Raw genomic sequence first — 19,766 nt, 5'->3', positions numbered from 1 at the left:
AATACGATTGGTTTGTTTGAAGTCAATCTAGGATTTCGATCAGCGGGAGGCCTTGCATGCGTAGAGTTTCGAGGATCGTCTTGGCAGTGTGTGTCGTGGTGGGAGCGACGCGAGGACAGTTGAGTTTTGCGATGCAGGAACACGCTCCGCAAGCGCAACAGGATGCGGTTCAACTTGCGGCGCGTGATGCGGAAGAGTGGATGATAAAGCTGGATGCCGGCAAGTATGCAGAGTGCTGGACTGAGGCGTCGCAGATGGTAAAGAACGCTGTCACGATGGAGAAGTTTGAGTCCTCGATGAAGGCTGTGCGTGATCCGATGGGGAAGCTCGAGAGCAGGAAGCTGCAAAGCGCTTCGCATACGACGTTGCTACCGGGAGTTCCTTCTGGCGAGTACGTCGTGATTCTCTATGAGACTAGCTTTGACCACAAACCTACAGCGCAGGAGACTGTGATTATGAGCCGGGAGAAGGATAAGGTTTGGCGGGTGGCGGGGTATTACATTAAGTAAGGTTTGTGGGGATCGCAGGCGCGGCTTGCGGTGTGCGGTGGGAAGCGTTGGAGGCGGAAGCTCAGATCTAACCATTGGATCGATCCAATGAGCCCGTGTTCAAGACGGCTTGAATTGTGTGTGCAAGATGTTGCAACTTCACTTACTTAGCAGACAAAAATTAATGATTGAAGGCCATCCAAGTTGCTTCCGGTCACGTTTTGAAAGTACCGAGTAGCACGATTCAGGATCGTCTCCAACGTTTCTCTCCGAGCAACCTTCCTCCTTCCGCATCTCGATCGCAGTATAGGCCAGCTTTCAAGTCGACAAAGTGTGTGTAGGGTTTTGTGGCCTCAGGAGGGCCAAAGTCATGAATGGAAAAAGTCTTGTCGAGCCTGTAAGGGGCTCGTTGCCGCGTCGTTCGTTCGTTACCCGTGCTGGGTTGTTCGGCTTGTCTGCAACAGCAGCGGCGTTTCTTCCGGGCACGCCACTTCGTGCGCAGACTCCGGGTGTTGATAACCTGAGTGGCGATACGGCGCAGGAGATCTTTACTGCGGCTCTGATTGCCGAGGACTTGGCGAGTACGTTCTATTACAACGGTCTGGTGGGTCCTGTGGTTATGGATCCGAACCTTGCCGGACCTGGCGGGACGGCGACGCATGTGGAGCCGACCGGTAACCTGGGCAACGTTGAATACTTTCGCGCTGCGTTGAGCGAAGAGATTCAGCATGCCGATCTGCTTCGTTCTCTGATTGGGAAGACGTCTTCGACGACCGATCCGATCCAGACGTTTTATCTGCCGACGGGAACGTTCGATACACTTTCTGCCTTCATCAGTGTTCTGAATACTCTGGAGAATACTTTTATTGCGGCTTACCTTATGGCTACGATCGAGTTTGCGCAGATGGCGTCGGATACGAGAGGTGGTCTGGTTATTGAGCGCGATGCTAGCGGGGCTGCTTATACGGCGCGGGACCTGGAGTACTTTGCGCAGGTGGCTGCCTCGATCATGGGCGTGGAGGCGGAGCATCGTGTGCTGGGCAGAGTGGTGATGAATCAGAATCCGGCTAACAACACGAACTACGAACGTACGGATTTACTGACAACGGTCTACAACGGCAAGAGGTCTGCTGTAGCTGCGCTGACGCCGTTCTTGTCGCCTGGAGCTGGGTTGACGGCGTATTCGCTGCAGACTGCGCTTACCAATGCACCAAGCGTTTACTTGAATGTACCTGGTGGACCGCCGAAGCCACCTTCTTACCCGGCGGGACACTGATGGCGGCAGGTTGATCAGCAGCAAACTACGATTCCCGGGGCGCGGCTTAGGGTCGCGCTCCGGGAGTCGTTCTGACTCAGGCGGGTTGTTTCTCGCGGCCGGTGAGGCGGTAGATGGCGCACTCCTCGTCGCCGGTGGAGCCGTACTCTTTTTGCTGGGCGATGGCGGCTAGGTCGGCAGCGTGGTCCTCGGGGGACATGGCTACAGGGCCGAGAAAGAGTCTGGTGAAGGCTGGATGGTGGTCGAGGATGGCTCGGCACTCGGAGTTGACGTAGAGAAGGTCGAAGGCAGGGGTGGGTGCTCCTCGGCGTGGGGCGAATTGAGTTTCGATGCGGCGGAGGAGGAGCTTGAGTACGGGAGCTTCGAAGGGGTGGAAGAGGAAGGCGAGAGTGGGGGCGCGGGGAAAGTCGAAGGTGAGGGCATCTTGTTCGAGGAGGCGGATGGGGGCGAGGGGCTGCGCGGTGGAGTCGACGGTGTGGGAGGCGCGCCAGTGCTCGAGGTTGAGTTGGGCGGTGTCGGCGAGGCTGGGGTTGAGTTCGATGCCGATCACCTGATGGAAGGGCAGCTCGCTGGCGACGAGCATGGCGCGGCCTTTGCCGGCTCCGATGTCGACGAATGTGTAGTGGTGGATGGGGTGCGGTGGATTAGTGTCGCGCCAGAGGCCGATGAGGGTGCGGAGGATGCTGGGGGCGACGCCGTAGTAGGCGGTGACGTGGGCATCGTTTGGGTGGCCGGTGGTGAGGTTGCCTGCGGCGATGAGGCCGCTGGTCTCTACGCCGTGGATTTGATCGAAGGGATGCTGGGGTGGAGAAGATGCAGGCATGACCAAGGCGGACTTTGATTTGCGCATGGGCATGTTAGCGGATTTGGATCAGGTTCGGATTGCCGTTAAGGCCTAAAGTTTTGCGGCCTGCGGGAGTGATGTTAAGGGGTGTCCAGATGGGCGTGTTGAGGAGAGTGACGGTGGTGCGGCTGACTGTTTCAAGGCCGGCGAGGCGGTTTAAGATTTGTGCGCTGAGTTGGGCGTTGGCGGCTTCGTCGGTTTGGCTCGGGATTAGCGAGACTTCTACGATGTGTTTTTGCGGGATGCCTGGTATTCCTGCGCCGGGAGCTTCGGCGTCGGGGGTGATGGTGATGGAGCGGATGAGACCGAGGTCGACGACGTTGCAGGGCAGGACGGGGTCGTAACAGTCGCGGAGGGCCTGAAGGATGTCGGGTTCGGTGAGCATCATCTTCGATGATAGCGTCCCCGCTGAGTGTCGAGTCGAGAAGTGCTAGAGTGGCGAGATGAAGATTGTGACGGGCAGTGAGAGAGGAAGCAAGAGGGGTCCGGAGGCTTGGTTCACTGGAGATGTATGGGTGGACGGAATTGCGGAGCCGGCTGCGCCTTCGCGGTTGCAGGCAGCTCGCGTGACGTTTTCCCCTGGGGCGAGGACGGCGTGGCATACGCATCCGGTGGTGCAGGTGTTGGAGGTGATCTCTGGCCTGGGGTGGGTGCAGCTTGAGGGGGAGGCGGCGCGGGCGATTCATCCTGGAGACGTGGTTGTGATTGGGGCAGGAGAGAATCATTGGCATGGCGCGCAGGCCGGACGCACGCTGGTGCACCTGGCGATGCAGCAGGCGGATGACTCAGGAAAGACGGTTGCGTGGGGCGTGAAGGTTACGGACGAGGAGTATGGTGCGGCGGGGTGATGGTGGCTTTCCTGGGCAGGGGAAGGAAGGCCGCAGATCGCGGATGACAACCAGAATGCGACGGCGCTAATCAGTTTTGCGGTCGACCTCTAGTTTTTTCGTTCGACCAGATATTGGGCGAGGGATTTGAGAGGGTCGGCGGCGGGGCCGAAGGGGGCGAGGGCGGCGAAGGCGTCGGCGATGAGCTCCTGTGCGTCGTGGAGGGACCGGTCGATGCCGAAGACGGCGGGCCAGGTAGCTTTGATGCTGGCGGTGTCCTTGCCTGCGGTCTTGCCCAATTCTTCGGAGCTTTGCGTCATGTCGAGGACATCGTCAACGATTTGGAAGGCGAGGCCGGCCTTCTCGCCGAAGGTGCGGAGGCGGGCGATGGTGTCGGCGTAGGGGGCGTAGGCGGTGCGACCTGTTTCAGAGCGAGACTTTGAGTCGCTGGCGGGTTCGTCGTTGCCGTTTCCGTAGCCGCTGCTCGCTGAGCGATGCCGCAGACTGAGACCGTAGAGACCGCCGGAGACAATGCTGGTGGTGATGAGAGCGCCGGTCTTGGAACGGTGGATGGCTTCGACGAGGGCGGCGGTTGGAGGCGTGCCTTCGGCTTCGATGTCCATAACCTGACCACCGATCATGCCGGGAGGGAGTTTTGTGTCGAGGTCACCGACACGACCTACGCCAGTGCCTACCGCGACGGAGACTTCGCGAAGGATCGCAACGGTGGTGGGTGATGGGATGGGAAGGCTGGCGATGGTTTGGAAGGCGAGGGTTTGGAGGGCGTCGCCAGCGAGGATGGCGGTGGCTTCGCCGAAGACAACGTGGCAGGTGGGCTGGCCGCGGCGCAGATCGTCGTTGTCCAGGGCTGGGAGGTCGTCGTGAATGAGGGAGTACGTGTGGATCATCTCCAACGCTGCGCCTAGATCGGCGATGCCTTCGGGGTAGGTTTCCGTGGCTGTGACCATTCTTGCGGCTTCCATACAGAGGATGGGACGGAGACGCTTGCCGCCGGCGAAGGTGCTGTGACGCATGGCGCGATGGATGGAGTGAGGTAGGGTGTCGGTTGCGGGCAGGAGGCGTTCGAGGGCAGCATCGGTGAGCTGAGCGCCGGAGAGAAGCAGATCTTTTACTGTGGGTTGCATCGGCTTCGATGATAAATCAGCTGAATGATGTGAGGTTGGCCATGTGGTCAGTATATGCGGATGGTGCGGATTTTTTACGGAAGCGCAGGTTGAGATTTCGGTTTGCGGAAGAGGAGCAGGAGCAGAGTGGCGATGGCGATGAGTGAGATCGCGTCGCCGAGGGTTTGGTCGGGAGTTTGGACGTGGGTGATCGTGACGGTGGAGGAGCCGGCGGGGATGGGGAGAGCTATGAGGCCGTCGTCGCGTTGGTCTCGGGTTGAGTCAGACGCGCCGTTGAGGGTGATGTGCCAGCTTGGGTAGTCGCGGAGATTTAGGATCAGGTCTTCGGCGATGGGGGCGTCGATGGTGAGGTGTGTGGGAGTGGGGCTAGGTTGGGTGTCGGTTGGGGCTTTGCTGTTTGGATTCGGGGAGAGCCAGAAGGCGGGGTCGTTGTGGGCGAGGGAGTCGTTGTCGGCGGTGGTGGGGGTGTATTCGTCGGTGGGGTCGGTGCCTTGGTTGGAGTGGAAGAGAGCTTCGCGGGCTGCGGGTGTGTCTTCTTCGTCGCAGGATTGACGGAAGAGGGTGTAGGCGGGGTAGGTGAGGGCTGCGGCGAGCGTGATCGCTATGAGTGTGCAGGTGAGGGGTTTGAGATGCACGCGGGTTAGCGCAAGTGCGGCAGATAGGCCGAAAACGGCGGCTAGGATTGCGAGGAAGCGCCAGGGGAATTGCAGGAAGGCGAGCTCGGGGGCGTGGTTCCAGATGAAAGCGGTGAGAGGGGTGAGGAGAAGAGTAATGGCTATGGTGAGGGTGGCGAGGGACGCCAGGGGAGAGCTGTTGTGCGAATGGTCGGGGGCGACGGCGGGTTTGGCAAAATGCGGGGGTCTCTCCACTTCGCTGCGCTTCGGTCGAGATGACGCTTCTTTGACTAGTTCGTGTTGGTTCTTTGTTGGATGCTCTCGCGTGTTCGACAACTTTGTTCGCGCCTTCGGGATCGCAGGGCGGTGGAGGCGGCTGATGGCGATAGCGAGGACGGTTAGCGCGAGGATGATTACGGCGAGGAGGGATGCGGTGTGGAGAACCTGATCGTGAGGGAGGTCGCCGGTGTGATGGAAGAGGAAGTTGTCCTGGATGCGCATGTTGGGGATGATGGCCATGGCGATCTGGACGTAACGGCGTTCGTAGGCGGCGGGAACGATGTACAAGGCGGCTAGTCCGAGGCCGAGGATAGTGCCGGAGATTGTGTTGACTGCAATATCTTTGCGAGGCGTGTTGGAGGGCCTGGCAAGGCGGAGGAGGGTGAGGAGAGCTAGAGCGTAGCAGCTCATGACGGCGGCGGGAGCATTGGTGAGCCAGAGGAGGGCGATGGGTATCGCGATGCCGGGGATGGTGACTCGCTCCCGGAGTATGGCGTGGAGGAGAAGCGGGATGAAGGCGGCGGCGAGGAGTTCGGCGTACGCGGTGCGCTCGTAGGCTGTGAAGAGCATGTAGGGATTCACCGTGTAGAGGATCGCGGCCAGGAGAGAAGCGGTGGGGGCAGCGAAGGCGCGGGCGAGACGGTGGAAGGCAAGGCCGCTGGCTGTTAGGGCTAGCCATGTGTAGACGATGGGGGTTGCGGTGATTGGGAAGATGACGGTGAGGATGGCGCCGAGGGTCCAGGAGAGTGGAGGGTAGAAGACGAAGCGTGGTTCACCGGCGTTCCACGCGGCGGTGTAGGCCCAGTGAGGATGAAGGTTGCCGTGGGTGAATTGGCGGGCGGCCTCCATCCAATTGAGGAGATGGAAGTCGAAGTCGTGGCCGCAGGAGCAGCCGTGGAGGATGAGAGGGAGGATGGCGATGTAGGCGGCTAGTGGAATCAGGAGATAGGGGAGCCGGTCGCGCTGCATGTCTTTGAGGGTATCGCAGAGTCAGACGCGGGCATTACACGATGTTGACTGCTGTCGATCGGTCTGAGAGCGGGAAGATCAAAGAAGCAATTTGGACATTTCGTATTCGATCAGATTGGGATGGTTGGGATATGGCTCGGTTCGGCCGTTTTTGGTGAATCCAAGGCGCTCGTAGAAAGATATGGCGGCAAGATTGTTGTTGGTGACCATGAGACGAAGAGTGTGCGCTGCACAGAGCGAGCCCAGGATTCGATCGCATTGACAAGGAGCGTGCCTGTGCCGGCGCGACGGTGGTTGGGCGCAACCCACATGGAGACGAGCTCGGCGCTGCGCGGAACTTGTTGATCGAGGAAGCCACAGGCAATGCCGCAATACTCGTCCTGATGATACGCGAGGTATCCGATCGACTGTTGGGTGCAGAGATTGGCGGCGCGGCTATGCCAGTCGGTTTCAGAGAATTGAGATTCGCGGGCGGAGGTGCTTCCGAAGGCGGATGGTGTGTCCTGGAGAGCGCAAAGGCGAACTGTTTTGTAGCTGGCGGATAGGGTTGGAGTGATCCGGTGAAGAGTGACCATGAGCTAATGAGCGCCGGCGGGGGGCTTGCCTGGTTTTACTTTTTTGAAGAGCCAGACGATGCCGACGCAGAAGAAGCAGAGGAGAGAGAGCCAGCGAAAGACGTCGACGAAGGCCCAGAGGGAGGCCTGGCGGCCAAGCTGTTGGTAGAGCGAGGCCTGGGCGGGATCGGCGGCGTTCGCCTGTCCGTAGGGGTTGGTAAGGAACTGGGTCATGCTGCCGATGGAGTTTTGAAATTGCTGGCCGGTGCGCGGGACGTAGTTGATGATCTCGTTTTGGTGGACGTCCGAGCGTCGGGTTAGCAGGGTGGAGGCGATGGAGATGCCGATGGAGCCGCCGACGTTACGCATGAGGTTGAAGAGTCCGCTGGCGTTGCCGATCTGTTTCGCATCAAGGGTTCCGTAGGCGGCGGTGCTGATGGGGACGAAGACGAAGCTGAGACCGAAGCCGGTGATGAGGATGGGGAGAAGCAGGGTCGTGGGGGAGATGTCGAGGGTGACGTTGCCGAAGTAGAGAGTAGTGAGGCCGAAGGTGAAGAAGCCGAAGGTGAGCAGGTAGCGCGGGTCTACTTTGTTGGAGAGGTAACCGATGATAGGCATGCCGCAGACAGCACCGATGCCGCGCGGCGCTACGACGAGGCCAGCGGTGAAGGCTGTGTAGCCGAGGAGCTCCTGGTAGAAGAGCGGCAGGACGGTGACGGTGGAGTAGATGCCGACGCCGAACATGAAGATAAGGATGGAACCGAGGAGGAAGTTCCGGTCTTTGAGGACTTTTAGGTCGACGATGGTGTCTTTGTCGCGCCAGCAGTGCCAGCAGAAGTAAATAAAAGATGTGACGAGGAAGAAGACGGCCCAGCGGATCCAGGTGGCTCCGAACCAGTCGTCTTCCTGACCTTTGTCGAGGACGACCTGGAGGCAGCCGGTCCAGACGACGAGGGCGGCGAAACCGTAGCGGTCGAAGGCGGGAACCCGGGCTTTGCTGATGTACGGCGGGTCATGGACGAAGCGGGTGATCATGAGGATGGCGAGGACGCCAATGGGGATGTTGATGTAGAAGGCGTAGCGCCAGGAGTAGGTGTCGGTGAGCCAGCCGCCGAGGGTGGGGCCTAGGACCGGGGCTACGACGACTCCGAAGGCGAAGACGGCCATGGCGGCTCCGCGTTTGGCGGGTGGGAAGGATTCGAGGAGGATGGCCTGGGAGAGAGGTTGGAGTGCGCCGCCGCCTGCGCCTTGAACGATGCGGGCCAGCAGCAAGATGCCCAGGGTGGGAGCGGCTCCGCAGGCGAAGCTGGCGACGGTGAAGATGACGATGCAGGAGAGGAGGAAGCGTTTGCGGCCGAATTTGAGGGAAAACCAGTTGCTCGCGGGGAGAACGATGGCGTTGGCGACGAGGTAGCTAGTGAGGACCCAGGTGGCTTCGTCGTTCGAGGCAGAGAGGGAGCCGGCAATGTAGGGAAGGGCGACCGAGGCGATGGCGGTGTCGAGCACCTCCATGAACGTGGCGAGCATGACCGAGGCGGCGATGAGCCAGGGGTTCACACCCTGGGTGACTGAAGCGGATTGATCGGGTGGTGCGGTCGCAGCCGAGGCCATGGTCTTTAGAGGGGTTCCTTGGGTGCAGTGATTGTCTCCTAAATAGAGGCAAAAAAGGAGTTGATGGATGCATTTCGAGTTCCCGCGTGCGGTTAGCGGCGCAAAAAAGGCGGCAGGCCCGTTGGATGGAGCCTGCCGCGCTTTGTTGGTTATGGTTATCCGGCGCTCGAGCTGCCGGTTCTGTGTCGACGGACTTTAGGAGGGATTGCGGCCCATCGGGCCCATCGACTGGGAGACGTTGTGATAAGAGCCCATCTGAAGCCTCCGCGTGGAGGGGGAGTGGCGGAGTGGGGGGACTTGAACGGCGTCGAGGCTCTTGGGGAGGTGGGTGGACCAGGTGTAGGTGGTGGTCGAGATGTTGGGGGAGTCTTCGGTGGCGTTACAACCCGAGAGAAGACCGGCTAGGAGGCCTGCGAGGCCCAGGGAGGCGACTTTCAAGAGACGGCGTGCGGTGCGGCTTGCAGTAAGGGAAGGCATGAGCAGAGCTCCAAGTGATGCATTAATTGAAGGAAGCGTAACCGGGGGCATCAAGGGCGACAATGACACCTTCGAGGGACCGATTGGGTGAGGGCGCCGGGATGTTTTGGCGGATCACGTGTTTGGTTTATCGGAAGTAGCTGTGGGGACTGGAGGTTCTTCGAGAGGATTTTGGGGTCAGGTTTCAGTTCTTTTGTAATGGCTGAAGACATCTAAAGCTATTTGAAAGAAGGGGTAAGGGTTCTGAATTCTAAGGGTGGCTAGGTACATCAGAATAGTTGACAATAAGTGACTCAAGGTGAGATTCTTAAGAGGTCAAAAATGTGATGGGCTGTGCGCCCGGAATGGGGATTTGGGATGGCGAAGATTATTGGAATTGACTTGGGAACAACGAACTCATGTGTGGCGGTGATGGAAGGTGGCGAGCCAAAGGTGATCCCGAACGAAGAGGGTGGCCGGACGACTCCGTCGGTGGTTGCGTTTACCAAGGGCGGGGAGCGGTTGGTCGGCCAGGTTGCCAAGCGGCAGGCGATTACGAACCCGGAGAACACGATCTATTCGATCAAGCGCTTTATGGGTCGCCGGTTGAACGAGGTTGGCGATGAGATGAAGATGGTGCCGTACAAGGTGGTGGCGAAGGGCGACAACATCGTCATTGTGGCGCAGGGCAAGGAGTACACGCCGCCTGAGATCTCGGCGATGATTCTGCAGAAGTTGAAGAAAGCTTCGGAGGATTATCTGGGGACTTCGGTGACCGAGGCTGTGATTACGGTTCCGGCTTACTTCAACGATGCACAGCGTCAGGCGACGAAAGATGCCGGCAAGATTGCCGGGCTTGATGTGAAGCGCATTGTGAACGAGCCGACGGCGGCTGCACTGGCGTATGGGCTAGATAAGAAGAAGGACGAGACGATTGCGGTCTATGACTTCGGCGGCGGTACGTTCGATATCTCGATCCTCGAGGTTGGCGAAGGCGTGATTGAGGTGAAGTCGACCAATGGCGATACGCATCTTGGCGGCGACAATCTCGACCAGCGCATTGTGGATTGGCTGATTGCGGAGTTCAAGTCGGAGACTGGACTTGATCTGCACTCGAAGGGCAACGAGATGGCGCTGCAGCGGCTGAAGGATGCTGCGGAGCGGGCGAAGATCGAGTTGTCGACGGCGCAGGAGACGGAGATCAATCTGCCGTTTATTACTGCCGATGCGAGTGGGCCGAAGCACCTGGTGCGGAAGTTGACTCGGGCGAAGCTGGAGTCGCTGGTCGATGATCTGCTGCAGCGGTCGATTGGACCTTGCAAGCAGGCGATGAAGGACGCCGGAGTGGATGCGAGCAAGATCGACGAGGTGGTTCTGGTCGGCGGTCAGACTCGTATGCCGAAGATTCAGCAGCTGGTGAAGGACCTGTTCGGCAAGGAGCCGCATAAGGGTGTGAATCCGGATGAGGTTGTAGCGATCGGTGCGGCGGTTCAGGCTGGTGTGCTGGCTGGCGAGGTGAAGGACCTGCTGCTGCTCGATGTGACTCCGCTGACGTTGTCGATTGAGACGATGGGCGGTGTTGCCACGGCGATGATCAACCGGAACACGACGATACCGACGAAGAAGACGGAGACATTCTCTACGGCGGCCGACTCGCAGACTGAGGTTGAGGTGCATGTGTTGCAGGGGGAACGACCTATGGCGGCGCAGAACCGGACGCTGGGCAAGTTCAAGCTGGCTGGAATTCCTCCGGCTCCGCGTGGCGTGCCGCAGATCGAGGTGACGTTCGACATCGACGCGAACGGCATTCTTAATGTGACGGCGAAGGATAATGCCACGGGTAAGGATCAGAAGATTACGATCACGAGTTCGTCGGGCCTGAGCAAGGAAGAGGTTGAGCGGATGGCGAAGGATGCCGAGGCTCATGCTGCTGAAGATAAAGAGCAGCGCGATGCGGTTGAGGCGCGGAATGGACTGGATTCGCTGGTCTACAACATCGAAAAGATGTTGAAGGATGCTGGCGATAAGGTTCAGGCGTCGGACAAGACCGAGGTTGAGACGGCGCTGGCTGAGGCTAAGACGACTCTGGCTGGCTCGCCGAGTGCGACTGATCTGAATGCTGCGAAGGATCGTCTAACTACGGTTAGCCACAAGCTGGCTGAGGCGATGTACAAGGCCTCAGCAGCTTCAGCACCGACCGATGGTGCGACAGGCACGACCGAATCTCATGAAGAGCCGAAGAAGGATGAAGGCGTGATCGATGCCGAGTACGTCGACGTCGATGAAAAGAAATAAGTGTAATCCGGAAGGTCTGGTTTTGACGTAATAAAGGTGAGGGGCGTTCCTGAGGGGGTGCCCCTCCTTTTTATCAGGCTGGCTTACGGCGATTGGCGTGTAGAGTGCGTCTATCACCAGAAAGGTGTGTATCGGTGAGCAAGACAAAAAGCGAAGATAGGTACGCAGAGACGTTTTGGATGGAGAACCTGGAACTCAATCGATTGCTTGGAGGGAAGACCATGACCGAGACGATGTGGAAGTGCGACCAGGTTCGAGCAGGCCGGCTGTACAACCGGATGATGTTCGACACCAAGGAAGAAGCGATGCAGTTCGCCCAGCGGATGCAGCAGATGGAGCCGGACCAGATGTTTCAGATTGAGGCGATTGAGGCACGGCAGGTTTGGAACTAATGCTTGGATGAAGCGCGGTTGAAATGAGCCGACGTGCTTCCTGGTACTGGTAGGAGATCGAGATTAAGCAGTTGGTGAGGACGAAGGCAGGCGCGACTTCAAGTGCGTTGGCCGTCGTCCTCGCTGTTTATGGGCACCGGTTAGATGGGATCCTGCGTGGATGCATCAAAGGAGGCTGGAGGACACCTGGTGGTCAATTGGGAGGCAGTTCAGGCGGTGGCAACCGTTGCTCTCGTGGTTACGAGTGCTGGCGCTATCTCCTACGCGGGGTTGCAGCTGAGGCATGAGCGGGATTACCGGGCGGTTGAGAATCTTGAGAAACAGTTGAGCTTCTTTTTGTCGGAGAAGTTTGTGGCGGTAAGGCGCAGGCTTGCGGAGTCGCGGCTGGATGAGACGGGATTGAAGTCCTGGACGGTGGAGGAACCTCCGGTGAGTGCATTCGAGGTGCTGGATTTTTATGAGCACCTGTCGCTATTGGTGAAGAAGGGCCACCTTGATGTCTATGACGTGTGGCACACGTTCTATGAATGGGCGCAGCCGGTGTATGTGGATATGCAGCCGCTGATCGAGAGCGAAGAGAGTGCTTACACGGAGCACTACAGAGACCTGCAACGAATGATGCGTCAGATGGATGAGATTCAGATGGACAAAATGCAGACGCAGAAGGGCGAGCACTGGGCGCTGTGGACTCCGGAGCGCATTATTGAGCACTACCAGTATGAGTTGAAGACGAGTGGGCGGCCGCGTCGTATTCGGCGGCGACATCAGACGCAGGTGACTGCGACGAGGTTGAGAGACGATGCCTGAGGGAAATGAGATTCATCGCTGGGCGGAGCGGCATGCGGCGGCGTTTGCCGGGAAGATCGTTCGGGTGGATGGGCCGCAGGGGCGGTTTGTCGATGCAGAGATGATCGACGGAAAGAAGCTGCGGCGTGTGCTGGCTGTGGGGAAGCATCTGGGGTATGACTTTGGGAAGGACTTGATTCTGCATGTGCATCTCGGCTTACAGGGGGACTTCACGGAGGGCTCGGGACCGCTGCCGGATGTGCGTGGTGCGCTGCGGTTGCGGATTTGGAATGAGGCTGCGGTGAAGAAACCGGCTGCTCCGGGAGTGAGTAAGCGGCATGCGTGGTACTCGGATGACGATGGGACCGGACATATTGAGGCTGCGAATGTGGCCTGGGTGGAGCTGCGGGGGCCGATGGACTGCTCGATTTATTCGCAGGCGAAGTGGGAGGCACTTCTTGAGCGGCTTGGGCCTGATCCGCTGAATGGAGACGGGCCGGAGAAGATGATTGCGAGGATTGCAAAGAGTAAGAAGGCGATTGGCGAGTTGTTGATGGATCAATCGGTGGCCGCGGGAGTGGGGAATATCTTTCGCGCGGAGTTGCTGTTTCGGGCGAGGCTGAGTCCATTTACGCCGGGGAAGGAGGTAGAGGAGAGCACGCTGCGGTCGATATGGAAGGAGGCGGGCGTGTTGATGAAGGCGGGGATGGTTGACCGGCGGATTGTGTCGACGAAGCCGAAAGATCGCCCGCATAAGAGTGGGCCGGTGCTGAAGGAAGAGGCGCATTATGTGTATCGACGGCAGGGGCGGCCCTGTTGGATTAGCGGGACGAAGATTTTGACGAAGGTAATGGCGGGACGGAATCTGTTCTGGTGTCCGGTTTGCCAAGCGGCACCTGAGGAGAAGGTTCAGTAAGGTTTAGAGATGCGCGTGAGGCGCATTGGTAAGAGAATGGAAGAAAGATTATGGCGACGACACAGACGAAGGACTATTACGGCACGCTCGGCGTGAAGAAGACGGCGACGGCAGAGGAGATTCGCAAGGCTTTTCGGAAGGCTGCGCGGAAGTATCACCCGGACGTGAATCCGAATGACAAAAAGGCTGAAGAGAAGTTTAAAGAGATCTCTGAGGCGAACGATGTGTTGAGTGATGAGAAGAAGCGGAAGATCTATGACCAGCTTGGCTTCTACTCGGACAATATCGATCCGGCGGCGGCGGAGGCTGCTGCTCGTGGCGGCTATGGCGGCGGTGCATCTTCTGCTGGATATGGCGGCGGGCGTCCAAGCGCAGGCCGGGGAGCGGGTCAGGAGGTTCCGTTCGACTTTGGGGGGTTCGATTTTTCGGATTTTCAGAGCGGACGATCGGCGCAGCAGGAGCAGGGTGGTGGGTTTGGCGGGAGCTTCAAGGACATCTTCAGCGGGATGTTCAATGGCGGGAAGCAGGCTTCGCGCGGGCCGCAGCCGGGGACCGATCTTGAGTATCAGGTGAGTGTGGACTTTTGGACGGCGGTGCGCGGTGGCGTGACTCGGCTGGAGATTCAGCGGCAGGAGGTTTGTCCGACTTGTAAGGGTAAGTCGACTACGGGCGGGAGTGTGGAGTGTCCGGAGTGCCATGGGTCTGGGCAGGTGACGCAGATGGGTGGGAGGATGAAGTTCAATATTCAATGCCCACGGTGCGGCGGGTCGGGGAAGGTGCAGAACTCGTGCCCGACGTGCGATGGTGAGGGGGTGGTGACGAAGAGGGAGCCGCTCGAGTTTCGCATCAAGGCGGGGACGCGCGATGGCCAGAGAATTCGGCTGGCGGGAAAGGGAAATGCCGGGATTAATGGTGGGCCTTCCGGGGATCTGTTTTTGATTATCAAGGCGGGGACGCATCCGGTGTTTACTCGGAGCGCGGATGACATATATGTAACCGTTCCGGTTACGATGACGGAGGCTGCGCTGGGAGCGAAGATTGAAGTGCCTACTATCGATACGCATGAGGGTGGGGCGAGGACGCAGTTGAAGATTCCTCCTGGAACCCAGACGGGGCAGAAGTTGCGACTGCGAGAGAAGGGAGTGCCTTCGGCTTCGCGGGACGGAGTGCGGGGCGATCAGATTGTGGAGGTGAAGATCGTGGTGCCGAAGGTGCAGGATGAGCGGAGCAAGGAAATCCTGCGGGAGTTGGCGAAGTTGAATCCGGAAGATCCGCGGGACGGATTGTTTACGGCGGTTTGATGAACTGAATGTGCGTTTGTTTTGAAGGCGGGGCTGATCTTGGTTCGATCAGCCCCTTTTCTCGTAATTGGATGCGGGATTATTTGTTGTCAGGTCGGCTTTGGTGTGATTTTGATTATGTTTCGAATACCTCGCTGGCTTTGTGTGCCGACACCTTCACGGTGAAACCGAGCGGAACCTCGTTGTTGCCGGAGGGGGCGGGCAGAAGGAACTCGTTGGCAAGGCTTGCGAGGTACTGAGTGGCTTCGGGGGCGAGACCGGCTATGCGGGCCGCGAGCCAAGCTTGTGGGGTTATGGTGATCTCGGCGCGGCCAGCGGTTACGGCGTCGTAGATCTTGTTGGCGGCGCGGTTGACTGAGGCTGCAAGTATGGGAGTTTTGGCGGCAAGTTTGAACCAGCGCTCCTCTTTTTTGGCCTGTCCAGTGTAGTTCGCATGAACCGCTCCGCCGGTGCGCATGAGGCCCGGGCAGACGGTGGTGACGCGAATACCCTTGTGGCGCAGTTCGGCGTGAAGCCCTTGGGAGTAGCCCACCAGGGCGAACTTGCTGGCAACGTAAGGAAGCAGGTGAGGCATAGCGAATTTGCCACCTATGCTGGCGATGTTGACGATGGCGGCATCACCATACATGGGGTTGCGTTGGAGCAGGTGAGGAAGAGCGGCGTTGGTGGTGTAGAGCGCTGCGAAGAAGTTGGTTGCCATGGCGCGGCGGTAGGCGGCGATGGGCTGGTTTTCGACGGGCCCGACCTCAATGACGCCAGCATTGTTGATGAGGATGTCGATGTGGCCGAAGAAGCCAACGGCATAGTCGACCAGCATGGCTGCCTGGGCGGCGTCGGTGAGATCGGCGGGTAGAAGGAGGATGTCGTCGGGGTGCTGAACGGCGTTGTGGGCGAGGAGGGTGTCACGAGCCTGGGTGAGTTCGTCGGAGTTTCGGGAGACGAGGATGAGTTTTGCGCCGGATTTGCCAAAGCGGTGCGCGAGAGCAAGACCCAGGCCTCGGGATCCGCCGGTGATGAGAACGACCCGGCTGCGGTGGCGCTTTTCGGTGTGAGGCATAAAGGCGCGGGCTGCGGCGATGGCGGCGATGGCGGCGATTCCGGTGAGGATCTGCGTGGCGTGAAGTAAGGCTCTGGAGGTCTTCATAGTTGTAGGTGAGATGCTGATCCAGAGCATAGTGGAGTTTGTTTGACTTGCGTATGTCGTGAAGAGCTAGACTTCGGTAAGGCATCTGATCAGGGTTGGGACTTCAGGGGTTGGGACTATGGCGACAAAGCGGAAGACCAAGGGCGCGTACATGATCTCGTCGGTGGCGGAGATGTACGAGATTCATCCGCAGACGCTGCGTCTGTATGAGCGGGAGGGGTTGCTGCGGCCGTCGCGAAGTGAAGGAAATACGCGACTATATACCGATGAGGATCTGGAGCGGCTGGAGTTTATTTTGAACCTGGCGCGGGATCTTGGGGTGAATATTGCCGGAATCGCGATTGTGTTGCAGATGCGGGAGCGGATGGAGGAGATGAATCGACAGATGCAGGGTTTTGTCGACTATGTCCGGACGGAGATGCTGACGCGGATGCAGCAACAGCAGGCGCCGGGCGCTGGGTTGGTTCCAATGCGTAGGCAGGTGCTGATTCCTGGGCGGAAGGATAAGAAAGGCAGCTGAGGACAGCGTTGGGACGGGTCGGTTGGGGCCGTGTGTCGAGTGGACAGTGAATGCGTTACAAGGGACCAAGACGAACCAGGACGCCGCCTGGGTTGATGCGATAACGCTCGCCGCGGTAGACGATCTCTCGTCCAAAGTAGCTGGCGGCCCAACTGTAGAAGCCGAGCAGATCGCAGAGCGGGTAGAGCCAGAAGAAAGTAAGAGAGAGCTTGTCGCGCATGATGACGAAGCCGATGAGCAGGGCCTGAAGCCACCGATTGACGAGGGCGGCGAACAGTAGCCAGAAGCCGATAACGGGTCGGCCGATGGCGAGTGCGGAGAGGAAGCCGATGATGCCGAAGGGCATGGCGAAGGTGAGGCCGGAGCCGAGGTGTCCGGCGGGTCTGGAGCAGCGAGTGTTCTTCATCCAGCTGATCTGGTGGTGCAATCCGCCGATGATGCTTCCGTAGTTGATGAAGTGATCGACGATGGTCGTGGAAAGGGTTACTTTGTAGCCTTTATCTGCGATCCGGTTGCCGAGCCAGAAGTCGTCGGCGAGCAGATCTCCTATGTCTTTGAGACCTCCTATTTCGCGGATCAAGGCCTTTCGAGTGAGAAGAGTTGGGCCGAGTCCGAACTTGATGTCTTCGAGTAGATTTGCGGTGAGGACTCCACTGGAGAATTCGACAGTTTGGGTGAGCGCGGTCAGGAGAGAGCTGTTTCCTGCTGGTTGGCCCCGAAAAGCGCAGGTGACCAACCCTACGGCTGGATCGGCGAGAGGCTGCAGGATCTCGTGAAGGTAGGATGGGCCGACGCGGACATCGCTGTCAGAGAAGAGGATGACCTCGTGCTTCGCTGCTTCGACCAGGAGCGACATGGAGAAGGTCTTGGGATTCTGCCAGAGCGGCTCGCCCGAGGCCAGAAAACGCGTGGGGATGGATGGGAATCGACGAGCGACCTCCTGAGCGCAGAGGATTCCGGGATCAGAGAGCGATCTTGCGCAGAAGATGAGTTCGAACTCCGGGTGGTTGAGGGTGAAGAAGCTCTCGAGGTTTTCCTCCAGTCCTGCCTCCTTGCCGTGCAGGGGCTTGAGGATGCTTACCGGCGGGGAGTAGTTGCCCTGATCGTTGCGACGTGAGCGAAAGTGAAGGCCGCCCAGGAAGGCGAGAAGAAAAGATACTCCGGAGGTCAGGGTGCCGAAGATGCCAACTATGAGGGCACCTCGAGCGATCAGGAGCAGGATGGGAGACATGGCTTCTATAAGGATATCGGCTCGTGTCCTGTTGTGCCACTGCGGGGATTCGGGGGGTACTGTGGTCTTATGCGGGGTCTGTTGAAGCGGTGGCTGCGAGACAATCAGCGGTTGGAGAGGATGAATTTACCGCCTTCTGTTGCGAGCAGGTGAACGGGAGCGAAGCGAGCGAGGTCGGCGGCACGTTGCTTGCTGAAGGTGAGCAGGAAGATTCGTTGGGAACCGGTCCAGGCTTGGCGGAGTCCGTCGTCGGTGCCGAAGATCGGGGGAGCGTCGGGCCAGAAGGAGCCGTACCAGGGACCGTAGATTCGCCCGTTGACAAGGCCTGCCTGTTGGCCGGTGTAGAAGAGGATGGAAGATCCTGAGGAGAGCCAGCCGTCGATGATGACGCGATCGCCGGGACGAAGTTCCTGGTTGACGGCGAGGGCAAGGTCCTTCGAACCGAGGATGGGATAGAAGCGGACGAGGCCCTCGTGTGCGGCCAGGAGAGAGACCGTCATGGCTGCGGCCAAGACGAGATTAGCGGCGTAGGTGAAGGAGCGGCGGCGCAGGAGGTAACTGCCGATGCCGATGCCAAGCATGCTGAGAGCGACGGCGGTGAGTGGTGCGCGGAATAGTCCCATCGCGTCTCCGGTTAGGTCGAAGAGATGGCCGAGAGAGAGGTTGTAGAAGTCCGGGTTGGAGTTGAGAAGAGATGCGAGGTCGGTGCCGGGGGCCGGGTGCGGTGCGGTGAGGGCGAAGTATCCGCAGGCGATAGCGATGACCGTAGTGAGAGGGACGAGGAGGTAAAGATGCCAGCGGAGGGCGCTCTTCGCTGCGTCGACTCCGATTGGCATGGAGTCTGGAGATTGGTCGGATCGAGCGAGGAGCCCGCCAGCCATGAGACACAGGGCGGGAATCGCGGGAATGGAGTAGTACTCCTGGCGACTTGAGAGGGAGAAGAAACCCATAACGAGGAGAGACCAGAGAAGAAGGGAGAGCGATGCTTCGTGTTCGCGTGCAAGGGTGAGGGTGTTTGTGGTGATGCTGGCCGCGCGGTGGCGGAGGTTTCGGATATGGCCGGCGATAGCTCCGGGCAGGAAGACCGTCCAAGGCGTGATCCAAATGGCGAGATAAACCCAGAAGAGCAAGAGAGGGGTTTGGCCGTAGTCGTGGGGAATGCGTTTCGAGAGGAATCGAGCGATGTGCTCGTTGTAGAGATAGAACCAGGCCCAGCCGCCGGTTGCAGGGAGGCCAAGGTTCGCGGGGAGGGGGATCGCCGGGGTGCGGAGGGCGGCGAGAATGTGCCACGGCGCTGCGAGTGCGAGGAAGACCAACGCGCTGGGAAGAGGGTGGAGCTTAAGGAGGGCGCGAAGTTGTTTTGTGAAGGCCAGGTAGAGGAGGACGAAGCCGATGGGGAAGACGAGGCCTATGAGGCCCTTGGTCAGGACATTTGCAGCCATGACGGCGGCGAACGAGAGGCACGGCAGGAGGGCTGATTTTTGCGGTTGGGAGGCCGGTGATGTGCGACCCGGTTGAAGGTGGACTGGTTGGACGCGATTCAGGGCGATGAGGAAGAGATGGACGGCGAGGGTCATCCAGAGAGCGATGAGAATGTCTGGGATGTAGAAACGAGTGTAGAGGTAGGGGCCGATGCTGGTGGCCATGGCGACAGCGGCGTAGAAGCCTCCGCGATCGGGGTTTTCGGCCGGAGAGATCGTTGCGAAGAGGCGAATGCCGAGGGCGTAGACGGCAAGGAGCAGTGCGAGAACGGCGAGAGCTAGAGGAAGGCGTGCGGCCCAGTCGCGGACGCCGAAGAGATGCATGGATCCGGCCGCCATCCAGTACATGAGTGGAGGCTTGTCGAAGAAGCGAACGCCGTCGATGTAGGGGGTGACGAAATCGTGGCGCTGGAGCATCTCGCGGGCGATCTCGATGTAGATGGAGTCGACATCGTCGAGGAGGCCGGGGCTGAAGAGGCCGCCAATCTGAAGGATGAGCCAGAGAAAGAAGATGACTGCGAGAGAGACCGGGTTCCAGAGGCGGCGCGGTCTGGCGTTATGGGGAGAGGTCTCGTGCACTAGGGTTTCTTCGTCGAGTTTTGATTTGTTCAGTGTGTGCGGTTTATGGCTTTTGTCG

At 59.2% G+C, this 19,766-nt stretch carries 19 protein-coding genes; 9 read left to right on the top strand and 10 right to left on the bottom strand.

Features of this window, described 5'->3' with window-relative positions; genetic code table 11:
* Positions 1-56 precede the first annotated feature (56 nt).
* Both HDF12_RS15585 and HDF12_RS15580 read left to right on the top strand, forming a co-directional pair.
* On the top strand, positions 57-509 hold the full coding sequence (locus HDF12_RS15585) for a DUF4019 domain-containing protein (protein WP_179584847.1): 453 nt from the start codon (positions 57-59) through the stop codon (positions 507-509).
* A 349-nt stretch (positions 510-858) separates the two neighbouring features.
* Positions 859-1,764, top strand: a complete 906-nt coding sequence (locus HDF12_RS15580) for a ferritin-like domain-containing protein (RefSeq protein WP_179584846.1) — start codon at positions 859-861, stop codon at positions 1,762-1,764.
* A gap of 76 nt (positions 1,765-1,840) precedes the next feature.
* On the opposite strand, the gene HDF12_RS15575 is transcribed toward HDF12_RS15580, so the two are convergent.
* Together HDF12_RS15575 and HDF12_RS15570 are read right to left on the bottom strand one after the other, a co-directional pair.
* On the bottom strand, positions 1,841-2,614 hold the full coding sequence (locus HDF12_RS15575; RefSeq protein WP_257025694.1) for a class I SAM-dependent methyltransferase: 774 nt from the start codon (positions 2,612-2,614) through the stop codon (positions 1,841-1,843).
* A 7-nt stretch (positions 2,615-2,621) separates the two neighbouring features.
* Positions 2,622-2,996 (bottom strand): metal-sulfur cluster assembly factor, encoded by a 375-nt coding sequence (locus HDF12_RS15570; RefSeq protein ID WP_246373372.1) that lies wholly within the window; start codon positions 2,994-2,996, stop codon positions 2,622-2,624.
* A 55-nt stretch (positions 2,997-3,051) separates the two neighbouring features.
* Between HDF12_RS15570 and HDF12_RS15565 the strand changes: the two genes are divergently transcribed.
* The gene (locus HDF12_RS15565) at positions 3,052-3,456 is read left to right on the top strand and encodes a (R)-mandelonitrile lyase (protein WP_179584844.1); all 405 of its coding nucleotides are present in this window, start codon (positions 3,052-3,054) and stop codon (positions 3,454-3,456) included.
* Positions 3,457-3,545: 89 nt separating this feature from the next.
* On the opposite strand, the gene HDF12_RS15560 is transcribed toward HDF12_RS15565, so the two are convergent.
* The 5 genes from HDF12_RS15560 to HDF12_RS15540 form a co-directional block, all read right to left on the bottom strand.
* Positions 3,546-4,580, bottom strand: coding sequence for a polyprenyl synthetase family protein (locus HDF12_RS15560; RefSeq protein ID WP_179584843.1), 1,035 nt, complete (start codon positions 4,578-4,580; stop codon positions 3,546-3,548).
* 74 nt (positions 4,581-4,654) lie between these two features.
* Entirely contained in the window at positions 4,655-6,442 is a 1,788-nt protein-coding gene (locus HDF12_RS15555) for a hypothetical protein (protein ID WP_179584842.1), read from the bottom strand.
* Between the two features lie 110 nt (positions 6,443-6,552).
* Positions 6,553-7,017, bottom strand: coding sequence for a GNAT family N-acetyltransferase (locus HDF12_RS15550; RefSeq protein WP_257025693.1), 465 nt, complete (start codon positions 7,015-7,017; stop codon positions 6,553-6,555).
* A 3-nt stretch (positions 7,018-7,020) separates the two neighbouring features.
* On the bottom strand, positions 7,021-8,607 hold the full coding sequence (locus HDF12_RS15545; RefSeq protein ID WP_179584840.1) for a DHA2 family efflux MFS transporter permease subunit: 1,587 nt from the start codon (positions 8,605-8,607) through the stop codon (positions 7,021-7,023).
* Between the two features lie 195 nt (positions 8,608-8,802).
* Positions 8,803-9,084 (bottom strand): hypothetical protein, encoded by a 282-nt coding sequence (locus HDF12_RS15540; protein ID WP_179584838.1) that lies wholly within the window; start codon positions 9,082-9,084, stop codon positions 8,803-8,805.
* Between the two features lie 357 nt (positions 9,085-9,441).
* Here HDF12_RS15540 and dnaK point away from each other — a divergent pair, with 357 nt between their 5' ends.
* From dnaK to HDF12_RS15515, 5 genes are all read left to right on the top strand, one after another.
* The gene (dnaK, locus tag HDF12_RS15535) at positions 9,442-11,358 is read left to right on the top strand and encodes a molecular chaperone DnaK (RefSeq protein ID WP_179584836.1); all 1,917 of its coding nucleotides are present in this window, start codon (positions 9,442-9,444) and stop codon (positions 11,356-11,358) included.
* Positions 11,359-11,537: 179 nt separating this feature from the next.
* Positions 11,538-11,750: a hypothetical protein gene (locus tag HDF12_RS15530; protein ID WP_179583708.1), complete on the top strand. Its 213-nt coding sequence runs from the start codon at positions 11,538-11,540 to the stop codon at positions 11,748-11,750.
* Positions 11,751-11,906: 156 nt separating this feature from the next.
* The gene (locus tag HDF12_RS15525) at positions 11,907-12,557 is read left to right on the top strand and encodes a hypothetical protein (protein WP_373563938.1); all 651 of its coding nucleotides are present in this window, start codon (positions 11,907-11,909) and stop codon (positions 12,555-12,557) included.
* The gene (locus tag HDF12_RS15520; RefSeq protein ID WP_179584834.1) at positions 12,550-13,452 is read left to right on the top strand and encodes an Fpg/Nei family DNA glycosylase; all 903 of its coding nucleotides are present in this window, start codon (positions 12,550-12,552) and stop codon (positions 13,450-13,452) included. The genes HDF12_RS15525 and HDF12_RS15520 overlap by 8 nt, the downstream gene beginning before the upstream one ends.
* 50 nt (positions 13,453-13,502) lie before the next feature.
* Positions 13,503-14,753, top strand: a complete 1,251-nt coding sequence (locus HDF12_RS15515; RefSeq protein WP_179584832.1) for a DnaJ C-terminal domain-containing protein — start codon at positions 13,503-13,505, stop codon at positions 14,751-14,753.
* 115 nt (positions 14,754-14,868) lie between these two features.
* On the opposite strand, the gene HDF12_RS15510 is transcribed toward HDF12_RS15515, so the two are convergent.
* A complete protein-coding gene (locus HDF12_RS15510) occupies positions 14,869-15,897 on the bottom strand; it encodes an SDR family NAD(P)-dependent oxidoreductase (protein WP_179584830.1) in 1,029 nt (342 codons plus the stop codon).
* Between the two features lie 118 nt (positions 15,898-16,015).
* On the opposite strand from HDF12_RS15510, the gene HDF12_RS15505 reads away from it, so the two are divergent.
* Positions 16,016-16,417, top strand: a complete 402-nt coding sequence (locus HDF12_RS15505; protein WP_179584828.1) for a MerR family transcriptional regulator — start codon at positions 16,016-16,018, stop codon at positions 16,415-16,417.
* 55 nt (positions 16,418-16,472) lie between these two features.
* Here the strand turns inward: HDF12_RS15505 and HDF12_RS15500 are convergent, their stop codons facing one another.
* Together HDF12_RS15500 and HDF12_RS15495 are read right to left on the bottom strand one after the other, a co-directional pair.
* On the bottom strand, positions 16,473-17,648 hold the full coding sequence (locus tag HDF12_RS15500) for a glycosyltransferase (protein WP_179584826.1): 1,176 nt from the start codon (positions 17,646-17,648) through the stop codon (positions 16,473-16,475).
* A gap of 104 nt (positions 17,649-17,752) precedes the next feature.
* Positions 17,753-19,708, bottom strand: coding sequence for an ArnT family glycosyltransferase (locus tag HDF12_RS15495; RefSeq protein ID WP_373563937.1), 1,956 nt, complete (start codon positions 19,706-19,708; stop codon positions 17,753-17,755).
* Between the last annotated feature and the right edge of the window lie 58 nt (positions 19,709-19,766).

Source organism: Tunturiibacter gelidiferens (genome assembly GCF_013410115.1).
GTDB classification, from domain to species: domain Bacteria; phylum Acidobacteriota; class Terriglobia; order Terriglobales; family Acidobacteriaceae; genus Edaphobacter; species Edaphobacter gelidiferens.
This window is presented reverse-complemented; position numbering and strand designations above follow the sequence as displayed.